We start from the raw sequence: 17,063 nt of genomic DNA on the forward strand, positions 1-17,063 counted from the left end.
GAGGCAATCAAGCCAGTAACCATGCGGCATAAAGGCCCTTCTGAAAAGTTCCTTCCCTCTGAAAGATAATTTTGTGACAGAGTGCAAATTCGAGGACACAAAACCCGGACATAACTTGCAATACGTTTCGTTCTGGCCGACCTTATAACCATTAATTACGAAGCGCAAAAAAAATCAAATTCCTCGTTTCCCACAGTGAAGTGAAAAAATATGTTGATTCCGTCCAAATTAAGCCGCCCGGTTCGTCTTGACCATACTGTGGTCCGCGAACGGCTGCTGGCGAAACTTTCCGGCGCGAATAATTTCCGACTGGCGCTGGTGACAAGCCCTGCAGGTTATGGAAAAACAACGCTCATTTCACAATGGGCAGCCGGTAAGAGCGATCTGGGCTGGTACTCCCTTGATGAAGGGGATAATCAGCAGGAACGTTTCGCCAGCTATCTTATTGCCGCGATCCAACAGGCGACCAATGGCCACTGCGTCACCAGCGAAGTCATGGTGCAAAAAAGGCAGTACGCCAGCTTATCGTCTCTTTTTTCACAGCTCTTTATCGAACTGGCTGAGTGGCATCGCCCGCTTTATCTGGTGATTGATGATTACCATCTGATCACCAATACGGTGATACATGAATCCATGCGTTTCTTCCTGCGCCATCAGCCCGAAAATCTCACGCTGGTTGTCCTGTCGCGTAACCTGCCGCAGTTAGGCATCGCGAATTTACGCGTGCGCGATCAGCTGCTGGAGATTGGCAGCCAGCAGCTGGCGTTCAATCATCAGGAAGCCAAACAGTTCTTCGACTGCCGGTTAACCTCGCCGATTGAGGCCTCTGAAAGCAGCCGTCTGTGTGACGATGTGGCAGGCTGGGCGACCGCTCTTCAGCTCATCGCCCTTTCAGCGCGTCAGAATAATAGCCCCGCGCATCAGTCGGCACGCCGTCTGTCCGGCATCAATGCCAGCCACCTTTCCGATTATCTGGTTGATGAAGTACTGGATAGCGTCGATGCGTCAACCCGCCATTTTCTGCTGAAAAGCTCGCTTCTGCGCTCCATGAATGATGCATTAATTGTTCGCGTCACGGGCGAGGAAAACGGACAGATGCGTCTGGAGGAGATCGAACGTCAGGGGCTTTTCCTGCAACGTATGGATGACTCCGGCGAATGGTTCTGCTTCCATCCGCTGTTTGGCAGCTTCCTGCGTCAGCGCTGTCAGTGGGAGCTGGCGACAGAGTTGCCTGAAGTACACCGTGCCGCCGCTGAGAGCTGGATGGCGCAAGGGTTCCCCAGCGAAGCCATTCATCACGCCCTGGCCGCCGGGGATGCCAATATGCTGCGTGACATCCTGCTTAACCACGCATGGGGTTTGTTTAACCACAGCGAACTGACCTTACTGGAAGAGTCGCTGCGTGCTTTGCCCTGGGAAAGCCTGCTGGAGAATCCGCGTCTGGTGCTGTTGCAGGCCTGGCTGATGCAAAGCCAGCATCGTTACAGCGAAGTGAACACCCTGCTGGCCCGGGCAGAACAAGAGATGAGCGGCGAAATGGATGCCACGCTGCACGGAGAATTCAACGCCCTGCGTGCACAGGTTGCCATTAACGATGGCGATCAGGAAGAGGCCGAGCGTCTGGCGATGATCGCCCTGGATGAACTGCCGCTGGCAAACTTTTACAGCCGTATCGTTGCGACCTCCGTTCACGGGGAAGTGTTGCACTGTAAAGGCGATCTCACGCGTTCACTGTCGCTGATGCAGCAAACCGAACAGATGGCACGTCGCCATGACGTCTGGCATTACGCGCTCTGGAGCCTGATTCAGCAAAGCGAAATTTTGTTTGCCCAGGGCTTTTTACAGGCCGCCTGGGAGACACAGGAAAAGGCATTCCAGCTGATTCGCGATCAGCACCTTGAACAGTTACCGATGCACGAGTTTCTGTTGCGTATTCGCTCACAGCTGCTCTGGGCCTGGGCGCGGCTGGACGAAGCGGAAAGCTCTGCACGTCACGGCGTGGATGTGTTGTCAGCCTACCAGCCGCAGCAGCAGTTACAGTGTCTGGCCCTGCTGGTGCAGTGCTCGCTGGCGCGAGGCGATCTGGATAATGCCCGCAATCACCTGAATCGTCTGGAGAACCTGCTGGGTAACGGCCAGTATCACAGCGACTGGGTGTCTAACGCCGATAAGGTGCGGGTGATTTACTGGCAGATGATTGGGGATAAAAAATCCGCGGCCAACTGGCTGAGCCAGACGCCAAAACCGGCATTCGCCAATAACCACTTCCTGCAAAGCCAGTGGCGTAATATTGCCCGCGTGCAGATCCTGCTGGGTGATTTTGAACCCGCGGAGATCGTGCTGGATGAACTGAATGAGAACGCGCGCAGCCTGCGGCTGATGAGCGATTTAAACCGTAACCTGCTGTTGCTCAACCAGCTTTACTGGCAGGCGGGGCGCAAAAACGACGCCCAGCGCGTGCTGCTGGAAGCCCTGCAGCTGGCTAATCGCACCGGTTTTATCAGCCATTTCGTCATTGAAGGCGAGGTCATGGCTCAGCAGTTGCGCCAGTTGATTCAACTTAACACGCTGCCAGAGCTGGACCAGCACCGCGCCCAGCGTATCCTGCGCGAAATCAATCAGCATCATCGCCACAAATTCGCCCACTTCGACGAGAACTTTGTTGAACGTCTGCTGAATCACCCGGAAGTGCCGGAACTTATCCGCACCAGCCCGCTCACCCAGCGCGAGTGGCAGGTTCTGGGGCTGATTTATTCTGGCTACAGTAATGAGCAAATTGCCGGCGAACTGGCGGTGGCGGCGACCACCATCAAAACGCATATCCGGAACTTATATCAGAAGCTTGGCGTGGCGCATCGTCAGGATGCGGTACTGCATGCACAGCAGTTGCTGAAGATGATGGGGTATGGCGTATAGGCCACTTCAGCCCTCTCCCGGTGGAGAGGGCACATTTATTATCAGCACAGCTCCAGCTGAACGTTATGATCTTTAATCACCTGCAACACCCCTTCCGGCGGCAGCACATCGGTGTAGACCGCATTAACCATGCTAATACTGCCCATATTGACCATTGCGTTACGGCCAAATTTTGAATGGTCGACGACCAGCATGACGTGCCGGGAATTATCGATAATGGCGCGCTTGGTACGCACCTCGTGATAATCAAACTCCAGCAGTGAGCCGTCGCTGTCGATACCGCTGATGCCGAGGATGCCGAAATCCAGACGGAACTGTGAGATAAAATCGAGCGTGGCTTCGCCAATGATCCCGCCGTCACGGCTTCGTAGTTCCCCGCCGGCTAGAATGATGCGGAAGTCATCTTTCTGCATCAGCGTGTTAGCCACGTTCAGGTTATTGGTGACGATGCGTAAATTCTCGTGGCTCAGCAACGCATGAGCCACGGCTTCCGGCGTCGTGCCAATATCAATAAACAGCGTCGCGCCGTTCGGGATTTGGCTGGCGACTTTGCGGGCGATACGCTCTTTTTCGGCCGTCTGCGTGGCCTTACGATCGTGCCAGGAGGTGTTAACCGAGCTTGACGGGAGCGCCGCGCCGCCATGATGACGAAGAATGCGATTCTGATCGGCGAGATCGTTTAAATCACGACGGATGGTCTGCGGGCTGACGGCGAATTGCTCGACCAGCTCTTCCGTACTGACGTATCCCTGTTTTTTAACCAGCTCGATAATGGCGTCATGACGCTGTGTTTGTTTCATGAAATATCCCAGGAAATTATGTTCGTTTTCGCGCATTCAGCGTATCGGCCAGGGCCATAGCCAGCCCGACGGCCAGCCCCGTGACGTGTGCGCCATTGGCGATAGACATCCCAAACAGATCAAACCATCCGGCGATCAGCCAGACGACGGCAAAGATGATTAAACCCCGTTGTAAGAAGATGCCGCTTTCGGGATCGCGTTCGCCCCGAAGCCAGGCATAGCCCATCAACGCGTAAACCACGCCGGATAACCCACCAAACCATGGTCCACTAAATTTATGCTGCACATAGCCACTGAGCAGCGCACTGATAATGGTGATGACAATCAGCTTTCCACTGCCGAGGCGCTTCTCGACCAGCCCGCCGAGATACCACCACCACAGCAGGTTGAACAGAATATGCAGCACGGAGAAGTGCATCAGCGCATGGGTAAAGTAGCGCCAGACGTCAAATTGCAGCGAGGGATCGTAAGGCCAGGCCAGCGCCACCATCACGCTTTGATCGCCCACCACGTTCATGATGATGAACACCAGAATGCAGGCTGCCATCAGGAGTAGCGTAAAGGGTCCGGCTCGTTCGCGAATGGTGGCGAGAAACGGAAAACGACTGTACTGCAAACCGCTGTCCGTCTGGCCCGCGTGCCAACTTGCGGCCAGGTAACGGGGGTCGCCCGGGTTCTCAAGAAAGCGTGCCAGCTCCGCATTCACCCGGTTTGCCTGGCTTTCATCCGCCAGCCAGACATCAGTTTGCGTATGCTGTTGAATTGTCAGGATAACACCCTGCGTCGCCATATAGTCGACAAACGCCTGGGCGACGCGTGGGTTGGTAAAAGAGGTGATCATCAACATGGGCGGCGGTCGCTTATTTCCACACAAAAGGGGACAGTATAGTGATATTAACCGCCAAATGCGTGCTCAACTTCCGCCGGGAAATGGCGATGCCAGGCATCAAACCCGCCGTCCACGCTGTACACCGCGTCATAACCCTGTTGCAACAGGTACTGCGCAGCACCTTTGCTGCTGTTGCCGTGGTAGCACATCACCATGACAGGCGTGTCAAAGTCGTTATCGCGCATAAACGCGCCCAGAGTGTCATTGGTCAGATGAAACGCCCCTGGCGTATGGCCCATCGCATAGCTTTGCGGATCGCGAATATCCACCAGCACCGCAGTGCCCTGATGCATTTTCTGATGGGCTTCTTCAACGTTAATACATTCAAACTGATCCATGGCGTTCTCTTTGGTTGTTCAGGTTTAGTGCGGTTATTTCCCCTCACCCTACCCCTCTCCCGGGGGGAGAGGGAATGGTGTGGTGCGGTCTTTTAGCCCGTTCCCTGCCGGAAATTTTCCCCCTCTTCCGTGGGAGAGGGCCGGGGTGAGGGCATCAGCCCGCTCCCTGCTAGTAAGTGCTTAGTCTTTCCCCCTCTCCCGTGGGAGAGGGCCGGGGTGACGGCATCAGCCCGCTCTCTGCCGGTAAGGGCTCAGCCTTTCCCCTCTCCCGTGGGAGAGGGCCGGGGTGAGGGCATCAAACCGCTCTCTGCCGGTAAGGGCTCTGCCTTTCCCCCTCTCCCGTGGGAGAGAGCCGGGGTGAGGACATCAGCCCACTCCCTGCCGGTAAGGGCTCAGCCTTTCCCCCTCTCCCGTGGGAGAGGGTCGGGGTGAGGGCATCAGACCGCTCTCTGCCGATAAGGGCTCAGCCTTTCCCCCTCTCCCGTGGGAGAGGGTCGGGGTGAGGGCATCAGCCCACTCCCTGCCGGTAAGGGCTCAGCCTTTTCCCCCTCTCCCGTGGGAGAGGGCTGGGGTGAGGGCATCAGACCGCATTATGTTACCCCGTAGTGTACGTCCTGGCGGCAGGTATGCGCCATTATGTTATCTCTATCACTCAAAATTGTTTTTTTGATGTTACCAAAAACGCGTTCCTTTGCTATTATGAGCGATATCGAACATTTATGAGCTTTAACGAAAGTGCATGAGGGTGACATGGAAACCAAAGATCTGATTGTGATAGGCGGTGGTATCAACGGTGCTGGTATCGCGGCAGATGCCGCAGGACGCGGGTTATCCGTACTGATGCTGGAAGCCAACGATCTCGCGTGTGCGACCTCATCTGCCAGTTCTAAATTAATCCACGGTGGCCTGCGCTACCTTGAACACTACGAATTCCGCCTGGTCAGCGAAGCGCTGGCTGAACGTGAAGTGCTGCTTAAAATGGCCCCTCACCTGGCGATCCCCATGCGTTTTCGTTTGCCTCATCGCCCGCATTTACGCCCGGCCTGGATGATTCGCATTGGTCTCTTTATGTACGACCACCTGGGTAAACGGACCAGCCTGCCGGGTTCTGCCGGTTTGCGTTTTGGCGCAGAATCGGTTCTGAAACCGGAAATCGTGCGCGGATTCGAATATTCCGACTGCTGGGTGGATGATGCCCGTCTGGTGCTGGCGAATGCCCAGATGGTCGTGAAGAAAAACGGTGAGGTGAAAACCCGCACCCGCGCGACTGCAGCGCGTCGTGAAAACGGGCTGTGGATTGTAGAAGCAGAAGATATCGATACGGGCGAAAAATTTAGCTGGCAGGCGCGTGGTCTGGTGAATGCTACCGGCCCGTGGGTCAAAGAATTCTTTGATGATGGCATGCACTTGCCTTCTCCGTACGGCATTCGTCTGATCAAAGGCAGCCACATTGTGGTGCCGCGCGTACATACGCAGAAGCAGGCCTACATTCTGCAAAACGAAGATAAACGCATCGTTTTTGTGATCCCGTGGATGGACGAGTTTTCCATTATTGGCACCACCGACGTGGAGTACAACGGCGATCCGAAAAGCGTTGAGATCGACGAGAAAGAGATTGGCTATCTGCTCAACGTGTATAACGCCCACTTTAAAAAACAGCTTGGCCGTGACGATATTGTCTGGACTTACTCTGGCGTGCGTCCGTTGTGCGATGACGAATCTGATTCACCGCAGGCCATTACCCGTGATTACACGCTCGATATTCATGACGTAGACGGCAAAGCACCGCTGCTCTCAGTATTTGGCGGTAAGCTGACAACGTATCGCAAGCTGGCGGAGCATGCGCTGGAGAAACTGACCCCGTATTATAAGGGCATCGGTCCGGCGTGGACGAAAGAGGCGACGTTGCCAGGCGGCGATATCGGCAGCGATCGTGATGATTACGCGGCTAAATTGCGTCGTCGTTACCCGTTTATTACTGAATCTATGGCACGCCATTTTGCCCGCACCTATGGCAGTAACACGGCGCTGATTCTTGGGGAAGCACAACAGCTGACGGATTTGGGCGAGCATTTCGGTCATGAACTTTACGAGGCGGAACTGCGCTACCTGGTTGAACACGAGTGGGTGCGTCGACTGGACGATGCGATCTGGCGTCGCACCAAGGAAGGTATGTGGCTGGATGCAGAGCAGCAGTCACGCGTGGCGCAATGGCTGGTCCGTAACGCACGAAAGGGTGAGCTGTCGCTGGCGTCGTGATGTTTTGTGCGGTCTGATGCCCTCACCCCGGCCCTCTCCCACGGGGAGAGGGAGAAAATACATCGTGCGGTCTGGTGCCCTCACCCCAGCCCTCTCCCACAGGGAGAGGGAGAAAATGCATCGTGCGGTCTGATGCCCTCACCCCAGCCCTCTCCCACAGGGAGAGGGTGCAGACATTAAAAAAGGCAACTTACGTTGCCTTTTTGCTTTTACCTCGTTGCCTTTTTGCTTTTACCTCATTGCTTTTTTGCTTTTATAAGCGCACGGGGTCGATATGCCAGATTTTGTCGGCGTACTCTTTAATAGTACGGTCAGACGAGAAGTAACCCATATTAGCGATGTTGTGCATCGCTTTGGTCGCCCACTCTTCCTGATGACGATACAGTTCGTCCACCTTCTCCTGGCAATCTACGTAGCTACGATAATCAGCCAGTACCTGATAGTGATCGCCAAAGTTAATCAGCGAATCGACCAGGTCACGATAGCGGCCAGGCTCGTCAGGATTGAATAAGCCGGTGGCAATTTGCGTCAGCACCTCACGCAGCTCTTCATCCTTCTCGTAGTAATCACGGGGTTTGTAGCCCTGCTTACGCAGCTCTTCCACCTCTTCCGCCGTATTGCCAAAGATAAAGATGTTATCGGCTCCAACGTGCTCCAGCATCTCGACGTTCGCGCCATCCAGCGTGCCGATGGTCAGCGCGCCGTTAAGGGCAAACTTCATATTACTGGTCCCGGACGCTTCGGTTCCCGCCAGCGAAATCTGTTCGGACAGATCCGCCGCCGGTATAATCAGCTGCGCCAGGCTGACGCTGTAGTTCGGGATAAAAACAATCTTCAGCTTGTCGCCAATCTGCGGATCGTTGTTGATCACCTTCGCGACATCATTGATGAGGTGAATAATGTGCTTCGCCATGTAATAGGCAGAAGCCGCCTTACCGGCAAAAATATTTACCCGCGGCACCCAATCCGCCGTAGGGTCGGCTTTGATGCGGTTATAACGCGTAATAACATGCAGCACGTTCATCAACTGACGTTTGTACTCGTGTATGCGTTTGATTTGTACGTCGAACAGCGCTTTCGGGTTAGCGACAACGTTCAGATGCTGCGCCATATATACCGCTAACCGTTTTTTATTCAGCAGCTTGGCATCACGCACCGCTTTGTTGACCCGCGGGAAATCAGCATGTTGTTGCAGTTCACTCAACTGGCTCAAATCGGTACGCCACGTACGGCCGATATTTTCATCCAGCACTTCTGCTAACGGCTGATTAGCCAGCGCCAGCCAGCGGCGCGGGGTGACGCCGTTAGTCACGTTACAAAAACGCATCGGGAAGATTTTCGCGAAGTCCGCAAACAGGGACTGAACCATCAGGTTGGAGTGCAGTTCGGATACGCCATTCACTTTATGACTAATCACCACCGCCAGCCACGCCATGCGCACGCGTCGGCCGTTCGACTCGTCAATAATCGACGTACGACTGAGCAGCCCGGTGTCCTGCGGATATTGTTCCTGCAAGGTTTTCAGGAAGAAGTCGTTAATTTCAAAGATAATCTGCAAATGACGCGGCAGGATCTTGCCGAGCATATCGACCGGCCAGGTTTCCAGCGCTTCGCTCATCAGCGTGTGGTTAGTATAGGAGAAGACCTGACAGGTAACCTCGAAGGCTTCATCCCAGCTAAATTTGTGCTCGTCTATCAGCAGGCGCATCAGCTCCGGAATCGACAGCACCGGATGGGTGTCGTTCAGGTGGATAGCCGTTTTCTCTGCCAGATTGCTGTAGGTTTTATGCAGCTGGTAGTGGCGGTTGAGAATATCCTGGATGGTGGCAGAGACCAGGAAATACTCCTGGCGCAAACGTAACTCACGCCCTGAATAGGTCGAGTCATCGGGATAAAGGACACGCGACACGTTTTCAGAGTGGTTTTTATCTTCGACCGCCGCAAAATAATCGCCCTGGTTAAATTTACCCAGGTTGATTTCGCTACTGGCCTGGGCATTCCACAGGCGCAGCGTATTGGTCGCATCGGTGTCGTAACCGGGGATAATCTGATCGTATGCCACGGCCAGGATCTCTTCGGTTTCGAGCCAGCGGCTTTTCTTCCCTTCCAGCTGAACGCGTCCGCCAAACCGCACCTTGTAACGCGTGTTATGGCGTTTGAATTCCCACGGGTTGCCGTACTCCAGCCAGTAGTCAGGGGACTCTTTCTGCCGCCCGTCGACGATGTTCTGTTTAAACATACCGTAATCGTAGCGAATGCCATACCCGCGCCCTGGCAGCGCCAGCGTCGCCAGCGAATCCAGGAAGCAGGCCGCCAGACGACCAAGGCCGCCGTTGCCTAAACCGGGGTCATTCTCTTCGTCAATCAGCTCTTCTAAATCTAACCCCATCTCTTCCAGTGCGTTTTTAACATCGTCATAAATACCGAGCGACAACAGCGCGTTGGAAAGGGTACGGCCAATCAAAAACTCCATCGACAGGTAGTATACCTGTCGGGTTTCCTGCGAAAGTTGAGCGCGATTCGAACGCAGCCAGCGCTCGACCAGACGGTCACGTACGGCAAACAAAGTGGCGTTAAGCCACTCGTGTTTATTAGCAATCACCGGGTCCTTCCCGATGGTGAACATCAGCTTATACGCTATCGAATGTTTTAACGCCTCTACGCTGAGCGTTGGGGATGCATAACTAAAAGGTGCATTCATATTCAGTGACTCCGCCTTACTACCTCAAGCGTTGATAAAGATCGCGGTATGACTGCGCCGCAACGTGCCAGCTAAAATCCATCGCCATCGCCTGACGTTGCACGAAACGCCATAAAGAGGGACGCGACCACAACACAAATGCGCGCCGAATCGCCCTTAACAGCGACCAGGCATTGCTGTCCTCAAAGGAAAACCCTGTCGCCACACCGTCGGCCAGATTTTCAAGGGAGGAATCGGACACCGTATCCGCCAGCCCGCCAGTACGACGCACCAGTGGCAGCGTGCCATATTTCAGACCATACAACTGCGTCAAACCGCACGGTTCAAAGCGACTCGGGACCAGAATGACGTCCGCGCCGCCCATAATGCGGTGTGAGAAGGCTTCGTGATAACCAATCTGCACCCCAACCTGACCGGGATGTTCCGCCGCCGCCGCAAGGAAACCTTCCTGAAGAACCGGATCGCCTGCACCCAGAAGCGCCAGTTGTCCACCCTGCTCCAGTAAACCCGGCAACGCTTCCAGCACCAGATCCAGCCCTTTCTGGCTGGTCAGGCGGCTGACCACCGCAAACAGCGGCACCTTGTCGTTGACCTTCAGCCCCATCGCAATCTGCAGCTGCCGTTTGTTCTCTGCTTTATCTTCTACCGAATCGCGGTTATAGCGCGAGGCCAGCAGGAGGTCCGTTTCCGGATTCCAGATTTTCTCATCCACACCGTTTAAAATGCCCGACAACCGCCCTTCGCGCTGGCGCTGACGCAGCAGCCCTTCCATCCCGTACCCAAACTCAGGCTCGGTGATTTCGCGGGCATAGGTTGGGCTGACCGCCGTAATATGATCGGCATAATACAGCCCGGCCTTCAGGAAGGAGATCTGCCCGTTGAACTCCAGCCCGTGCATGTTATAGAACGACCATGGCAGATCGATTTCATTCATGTGATGGGCATAATACATTCCCTGGTAAGCCAGGTTGTGTACGGTAAAGACCGACTTTGCCGGATGGCCACGCGCAGCAAGATAAGCAGGCGCAAGCCCGGCGTGCCAGTCATGCGCATGCACCACTTCCGGACGCCAGAAAGGATCTAACCCGGTCGCCATTTCTGCGCCCACCCAGCCGAGCAGCGCAAAGCGGTGCACGTTATCGGTATAGGCAAATAAATTCGTATCGTGGTAAGGGCTCCCTGGGCGGTCATACAAATGCGGTGCGTCAATGAGGTAGATACCCACCCCATTGTAATGACCAAACAGCAGCGTGATGCGTCCTGCAAAGGTATCCCGGCGGGTGACGACCTGTGCATCAGGTATGCCACGACGAATATCCGGAAAAGCAGGTAACAGCACGCGGGTATCAATACCTTCAGCGATTTGCGCCGCCGGTAATGCGCCAAGTACATCCGCCAACCCGCCCGTTTTCAGCAGCGGGAACATCTCTGAACATACATGTAAAACCTGCATTATCGCTCCTGTTTGACCTGCAGTTTACGCAGCATTTCACGCGTCACCAGCACGATGCCTTCCTCAGAACGGTAGAAACGGCGGGCATCTTCTTCCGCGTTCTCCCCAATCACCATGCCTTCCGGAATCACGCACGCGCGGTCAATGACGCAGCGGCGTAAACGGCATGAACGCCCTACCCACACATCGGGAAGCAGCACCGATGAATCAATATTACAGAACGAATTGACCCTCACCCGCGGGAAGAGGACGGACTGCACGACCACCGATCCAGAAATAATGCAGCCGCCCGAGACCAGCGAGTTCAGCGTCATCCCATGGCTGCCAGAGCGATCCTGGACGAACTTCGCGGGCGGTAACGATTCCATATGCGTGCGAATCGGCCAGTTTTGGTCATACATATCCAGTTCAGGGGTGACAGAAGCCAGATCCAGGTTCGCCTTCCAGTAGGCTTCAAGCGTACCGACGTCACGCCAGTAAGGTTCAGCATCCTTGTCCGACTGCACGCAGGACAAGGTGAAGGGGTGAGCATACGCCTCGCCCGTGGTCGTAATTTTTGGAATGATGTCTTTGCCGAAGTCGTGGCTGGAGTTTTCATCCTTGTCATCTTCTTCCAGCAGTTCGAACAGGTAATCCGCATCGAAGATATAGATCCCCATGCTGGCGAGCGCTTTGGTGTCATCATCAGGCATCGTCGGCGGGACGGCGGGTTTCTCCACGAAATCGATGATTTTATCGTCGCTGTCCACGTGCATTACGCCAAACGCGGTTGCCTCGGCGACCGGCACCGGCAGGCACGCCACGGTACAACGCGCCCCTTTTTCGACATGGTCGATAAGCATGTGGGAGTAGTCTTGCTTGTAGATATGATCGCCCGCGAGGATCACGATGTATTCCGCGTTATACCGGCGAATGATGTCCAGGTTCTGTGTTACCGCATCCGCCGTTCCGCGATACCAGTTTTCACCGTGAACGCGCTGCTGGGCAGGAAGCAGATCGACAAATTCATTCATCTCTTCGCTGAAAAATGACCAGCCGCGCTGTATGTGCTGTACCAGCGTGTGCGACTGGTATTGGGTGATCACGCCAATACGACGAATACCCGAATTCAGGCAGTTGGACAGCGCAAAATCGATGATGCGAAACTTACCACCAAAGTGAACGGCCGGTTTGGCGCGCTTGATGGTCAAATCTTTCAGTCGGGTACCACGTCCGCCCGCAAGAATCAGGGCAACCGTTTTTAATGGTAGCTGGCGTGCCAACATTAAGGGATCGTTCTTCTCTAATCTAACCATGACTAACTCCTTTTTTATCATCCTGGAACACGCACACTCCGTGCGCAGGTCCATGCCAGACAGCCATTACTACCGGATTATCCGCTCCGGCAAAGGGAGAAATGGCACGCCATTCCCCGTCAGGTAAAACAATCTCAGCGACGTTATCCGTCGCGTTAAACGTGATAAGCCATCTGCCCGAAAGCAGGATTTGCAGACGTGGTATACCCTGTTGCCACTCTTGCGCGCTCAGAGGCTGCGCGCGGTCATTCAGCCAGAGTACGTTGCCGTCACCCTCTTCCCACCACTGATTCGCGGTGAGCGCCGGGATTTGCTGGCGGAGATGAATCAATGCGGCGGTGAAATGAATCAAGCCGTTGTTCGCTTCACGCCAGTCAAGCCAGGTCAACGCGTTGTCCTGGCAATACGCATTGTTGTTACCGTGCTGGCTATGACCGTGTTCATCCCCTGCCAGTAACATCGGTGTCCCTTGCGAAAGCAATAACGTGGACAGCAACGCGTGTACGCTGGCCCGGCGGCGTTCGATAATGTCCTGACTGCCGCCTAGCCCTTCTATACCATGGTTAAAGCTATGGTTATTGTTAGTCCCATCGCGATTTTCTTCACCGTTTGCCTCATTGTGTTTCTGATTGAAACAAACGCAGTCGCGAAGGGTAAAACCATCATGTGCCGTCACCAGATTGACGCTCGCCGACGGCAATCTGCCGTCGTGCCTGAAAACATCGCTGGAAGCCGCAACCCGCCCGGCGAATTCGCCGAGTGAGAGGTTCTTTTCCAGCCAGAAGCGTCGCACCGCATCGCGAAAATGGTCATTCCACTCCGCAAACAGCGGGGGAAAATTCCCCACCTGATAACCGCCTTCACCAATATCCCAGGGCTCAGCGATCAACTTGACGCGCGAAAGCACCGGGCAATTTTTAATGGCTTCAAAGAGCGGAGCCTGCGGGCTGAATTCTGGCGTACGCCCCATAACCGACGCTAAATCAAAGCGGAAACCGTCCACGTGGTAGGTTTCGACCCAGTATTTCAGGCACTCATATGCGTAGTTCATCACCTCAGGATGGCTGAGGTTGAGCGTGTTACCGCAACCGGTCCAGTTGTGGTAATCACCATCTTCCCTGATCCAATAATAGCTACGGTTATCAATTCCGCGCTGTGAAAGCGTGGGCCCTTCAACCTCCAGCTCAGCACTGTGGTTCAGCACGATATCCAGAATGACCTCGATGCCGGCCTGGTGGAGTGCTTTTACCGCATCACGAAATTCGTCCCGGGCTTTATCCGGATGCGAGGCGTAGCGCGGGTCGAGGGCAAATATCGCCAGCGGGTTATAGCCCCAATAGTTGGTTAACCCCAGCCGCAGCAGACGAGGCTCCGAGGCAAAATGTGCCACGGGAAGGAGCTCAAGCGTGGTAATGCCAAGCTGTTTTAAATAGGCGATCATCACCGGATGACCAAGCGCTTTATAGGTCCCACGAATCCCTTCAGGGATAGCGGGATGAAGGTATGTCAGCCCTTTGACGTGAGCTTCGTAAATAACGGTATTGCCCCACGGGATGGCGGGCGGGGCATCGTCCTCCCAGTCGTAGGTATCGCTGACGACGACGCTGCGCGGTGCGACACCTGCACTATCGCGGGGATCGGGTTCATGCTCGCCATCCTGAAGCAGGGGATCGTCTCTGACCTCTCCCTCCACGCGCAGCGCGCAGGGATCGATCAGCAGCTTCGCGGGATTAAAACGCAGCCCCTTTTCAGGCTCCCAGGGACCATAGACGCGATATCCATAACGCAGCCCTGGCTTTGCCCCCTCCAGATAGCCATGCCAGCGATCGCCGCTGCGGGCTGGCAGCTCATAGCGCTGCTCGTTGCCTTTACTGTCAAATACGCAAAGATCGACGCGCTCTGCATCGGCAGAAAAAAGGGTGAAATTCACGCCTTTACCATCGAAATGGGCGCCAAGCAGGGCTGGATTACCCGCGATAATTTTCATTCGTCACCCTCCCGAACAAACCAGACGGTCGCCAGCGGCGGTAATGTCACGCTCAGGGAGTTTGGCCGGCCATGGCTATCCTGGGCATCGCTTTGGACGAGGCCGCCGTTACCCGCGTTACTGCCGTGGTAATGGCTGGAGTCGGTATTCAGGATTTCACGCCATCTGCCGGGCTGGTTGATCCCGAAACGATAATGCTCGCGCGGGATAGGGGTAAAATTGCTGGCGACGATGATCTCGTTACCCGCTTTGTCACGACGCACAAATACAAACACCGAACGTTCATGGTCGTCGACGACCAGCCATTCGAACCCGTAGGAGTCAAAATCCATCTCGTGCAGCGCCTTATGCTGACGATAGGTCAGGTTCAGATCGCGCACCAGCCGCTGCACGCCGTGGTGCCAGTTATCGCCGCCTTCCAGTAAATGCCAGTCGAGACTGGTGTCATGGTTCCACTCGCGGCCCTGGGCAAATTCATTGCCCATAAACATCAGTTTTTTACCCGGGAAGGCGAACATCCAGCCGTAATAGGCGCGCAGGTTGGCGAATCGTTGCCATGCATCGCCTGGCATGCGGTCAAGGATGGATTTTTTACCGTGCACGACTTCATCGTGAGAGAGCGGCAGAACAAAGTTTTCGGTGCTGTTGTAGAGCATTCCGAAGGTCAATTTGTCGTGGTGGTACTGGCGGTAGATGGGATCCAGCTTGAAATAGTCCAGCGTGTCGTGCATCCAGCCCAGATTCCACTTGTACCAGAAACCCAGCCCGCCCATTGACGGAGGCCGTGATACGCCAGGGAAATCGGTCGACTCTTCCGCCATGGTGACCGCACCGGGCACCTGCTCGCCCAGCACGCGGTTGGTGGTTCGCAGAAACTCAATGGCCTCGAGGTTTTCACGACCGCCGAACTCGTTTGGGATCCACTCCCCCTCTTTTCGGCTGTAGTCGCGATAAATCATCGACGCCACCGCATCCACGCGCAGCGCGTCGATGCCGAAACGCTCTACCCAGTAAAGCGCGTTACCCACCAGATAGTTGGTCACTTCACGTCGACCATAGTTATAAATCAGGGTATTCCAGTCCTGATGATACCCTTCGCGCGGATCGCTGTGCTCATAGAGATCGGTGCCGTCAAACTCGGACAGCGCAAAGTCGTCTGACGGGAAATGGCCCGGCACCCAGTCAAGGATGACGCTTAACCCGGCGGCATGGGCGGCCTGGATGAAATAGCGGAAATCATCGCGCGTGCCGAAGCGGCGCGTCGGCGCGTACAGCCCCGTAGGCTGATATCCCCAGCTGCCATCAAAGGGGTGCTCATTGATCGGCAGCAGTTCGAGATGGGTAAAGCCCATCCATTTCGCGTATGGCACCAGCTGGTCCGCCAGTTCGCGATAGCTGAGCCAGAAGTTGTTGTCCGTATGACGACGCCAGGAGCCTAAGTGCACCTCATAGATTGAGATGGGCGCATCGAAGTTATTCGCCTGTTTACGCTCCTCGCTCTGCTCGATTTTTTCCGGCAAGCCGCAGATCAGCGAAGCCGTGTCAGGACGCATTTGCGCTTCAAAAGCGTAAGGGTCGGCCTTCACGCGCAGGTTGCCGTTTGCGTCGATCATTTCATATTTATATAACTGCCCGTTGTGTGCACCGGGGATAAACAGCTCCCAGATACCTGACTCACGGCGCAGACGCATTGGATGACGGCGGCCGTCCCAGTAGTTGAACTGCCCGACGACGGAGACACGCTGAGCGTTTGGGGCCCATACGGAGAAGCGTGTGCCGGTGACGCCATCCATGGTATCAGCATGGGCGCCCAGGGTTTCGTAGGGGCGAAGATGGGTCCCTTCAGACAGCAGCCAGGCATCCATCTCCTGGATAAGCGGCCCAAAGCTATAAGGATCGTCGATCAGATTTTCATGACCATGCCAGTTAACAGCAAGCTGATAACGGAACACATTTTTACGGCGGGGGATGACCCCGGAAAAGAATCCTCGTGAGTCGAGGCATTCCAGTTTGCCCACCTTACGCCCGGTTTTAGGTTCAATCACCCATACTTCCGTGGCATCAGGCAGCAGTGCGCGGACTTCCAGTCCGCTCTCTGTACGGTGCATGCCCAGTACAGAAAAGGGGTCGGCAAAGTGACCTGCAATTAGCGCATTTATCACGTCTCTATCTACTCGATCGGACATGGTATTCATCCTGTTTTTTTTATGTCGCCCTATTTAAGCGCTCCGGTGCGACTTTTAATGTGACCTGAACGGTGCAGCACAATGTGCATCCTCTCTGCTCCGTCCTACCCTCAGGTAAGAAGTAATTCTTCCTTAAAGCATAGCCAACGCTCTAAATGACTCCTGATAAAAAATAAGACATATGCGTTTTACTCCATGTTATACGCGTAAAAAGGGGGTGAAATTCACCCCCTCTTTGT

The 17,063-nt window shown here is 55.0% G+C and carries 10 protein-coding genes; 2 read left to right on the top strand and 8 right to left on the bottom strand.

Going from position 1 to position 17,063, the window contains the following annotated elements; genetic code table 11:
• Positions 1–210 precede the first annotated feature (210 nt).
• A complete protein-coding gene (gene malT, locus LZP96_RS18250) occupies positions 211–2,916 on the top strand; it encodes an HTH-type transcriptional regulator MalT (protein ID WP_064327758.1) in 2,706 nt (901 codons plus the stop codon).
• 41 nt (positions 2,917–2,957) lie between these two features.
• On the opposite strand, the gene LZP96_RS18255 is transcribed toward malT, so the two are convergent.
• Genes LZP96_RS18255 through glpE form a run of 3 tightly spaced genes read right to left on the bottom strand, consistent with a single transcriptional unit; the run spans position 2,958 to position 4,943 of the window.
• A complete protein-coding gene (locus LZP96_RS18255) occupies positions 2,958–3,716 on the bottom strand; it encodes a DeoR/GlpR family transcriptional regulator (RefSeq protein ID WP_064328201.1) in 759 nt (252 codons plus the stop codon).
• 16 nt (positions 3,717–3,732) lie between these two features.
• Positions 3,733–4,563 (bottom strand): rhomboid family intramembrane serine protease GlpG, encoded by an 831-nt coding sequence (gene glpG, locus LZP96_RS18260; protein WP_064327759.1) that lies wholly within the window; start codon positions 4,561–4,563, stop codon positions 3,733–3,735.
• Positions 4,564–4,610: 47 nt separating this feature from the next.
• Positions 4,611–4,943: a thiosulfate sulfurtransferase GlpE gene (gene glpE / locus LZP96_RS18265; RefSeq protein WP_064327760.1), complete on the bottom strand. Its 333-nt coding sequence runs from the start codon at positions 4,941–4,943 to the stop codon at positions 4,611–4,613.
• A 750-nt stretch (positions 4,944–5,693) separates the two neighbouring features.
• Here glpE and glpD point away from each other — a divergent pair.
• Complete coding sequence (gene glpD / locus LZP96_RS18270; RefSeq protein WP_064327762.1) at positions 5,694–7,202, top strand: glycerol-3-phosphate dehydrogenase; 1,509 nt, start codon at positions 5,694–5,696, stop codon at positions 7,200–7,202.
• Positions 7,203–7,455: 253 nt separating this feature from the next.
• Here the strand turns inward: glpD and glgP are convergent, their stop codons facing one another.
• From glgP to glgB, 5 genes are read right to left on the bottom strand one after another with little or no spacing between them, the layout of a single operon-like run.
• Entirely contained in the window at positions 7,456–9,903 is a 2,448-nt protein-coding gene (glgP, locus tag LZP96_RS18275; protein ID WP_064327763.1) for a glycogen phosphorylase, read from the bottom strand.
• Between the two features lie 19 nt (positions 9,904–9,922).
• On the bottom strand, positions 9,923–11,356 hold the full coding sequence (gene glgA, locus LZP96_RS18280) for a glycogen synthase GlgA (RefSeq protein ID WP_064327764.1): 1,434 nt from the start codon (positions 11,354–11,356) through the stop codon (positions 9,923–9,925).
• Complete coding sequence (gene glgC / locus LZP96_RS18285) at positions 11,356–12,651, bottom strand: glucose-1-phosphate adenylyltransferase (RefSeq protein ID WP_064327765.1); 1,296 nt, start codon at positions 12,649–12,651, stop codon at positions 11,356–11,358. The genes glgA and glgC overlap by 1 nt, the downstream gene beginning before the upstream one ends.
• Positions 12,644–14,638: a glycogen debranching protein GlgX gene (glgX, locus tag LZP96_RS18290; protein WP_064327766.1), complete on the bottom strand. Its 1,995-nt coding sequence runs from the start codon at positions 14,636–14,638 to the stop codon at positions 12,644–12,646. Before glgX ends, glgC begins: the two co-directional genes overlap by 8 nt.
• Positions 14,635–16,824, bottom strand: coding sequence for a 1,4-alpha-glucan branching enzyme (gene glgB, locus LZP96_RS18295; protein ID WP_064327767.1), 2,190 nt, complete (start codon positions 16,822–16,824; stop codon positions 14,635–14,637). The genes glgX and glgB overlap by 4 nt, the downstream gene beginning before the upstream one ends.
• Between the last annotated feature and the right edge of the window lie 239 nt (positions 16,825–17,063).

Origin of the sequence: Huaxiibacter chinensis (genome assembly GCF_022171985.1) — a bacterium.
Classification (GTDB): domain Bacteria; phylum Pseudomonadota; class Gammaproteobacteria; order Enterobacterales; family Enterobacteriaceae; genus Enterobacter; species Enterobacter chinensis_A.

Excerpts from the sequence above, each read along its gene's own strand:
- glgX (WP_064327766.1), bottom strand. The coding sequence starts at position 14,638 with ATGAAAATTATCGCGGGTAATCCAGCCCTGCTTGGCGCCCATTTCGAT.
- malT (WP_064327758.1), top strand. The coding sequence starts at position 211 with ATGTTGATTCCGTCCAAATTAAGCCGCCCGGTTCGTCTTGACCATACT.
- glgC (WP_064327765.1), bottom strand. The coding sequence starts at position 12,651 with ATGGTTAGATTAGAGAAGAACGATCCCTTAATGTTGGCACGCCAGCTA.
- glpE (WP_064327760.1), bottom strand. The coding sequence starts at position 4,943 with ATGGATCAGTTTGAATGTATTAACGTTGAAGAAGCCCATCAGAAAATG.
- LZP96_RS18255 (WP_064328201.1), bottom strand. The coding sequence starts at position 3,716 with ATGAAACAAACACAGCGTCATGACGCCATTATCGAGCTGGTTAAAAAA.
- glpD (WP_064327762.1), top strand. The coding sequence starts at position 5,694 with ATGGAAACCAAAGATCTGATTGTGATAGGCGGTGGTATCAACGGTGCT.
- glgA (WP_064327764.1), bottom strand. The coding sequence starts at position 11,356 with ATGCAGGTTTTACATGTATGTTCAGAGATGTTCCCGCTGCTGAAAACG.
- glgB (WP_064327767.1), bottom strand. The coding sequence starts at position 16,824 with ATGTCCGATCGAGTAGATAGAGACGTGATAAATGCGCTAATTGCAGGT.
- glpG (WP_064327759.1), bottom strand. The coding sequence starts at position 4,563 with ATGTTGATGATCACCTCTTTTACCAACCCACGCGTCGCCCAGGCGTTT.
- glgP (WP_064327763.1), bottom strand. The coding sequence starts at position 9,903 with ATGAATGCACCTTTTAGTTATGCATCCCCAACGCTCAGCGTAGAGGCG.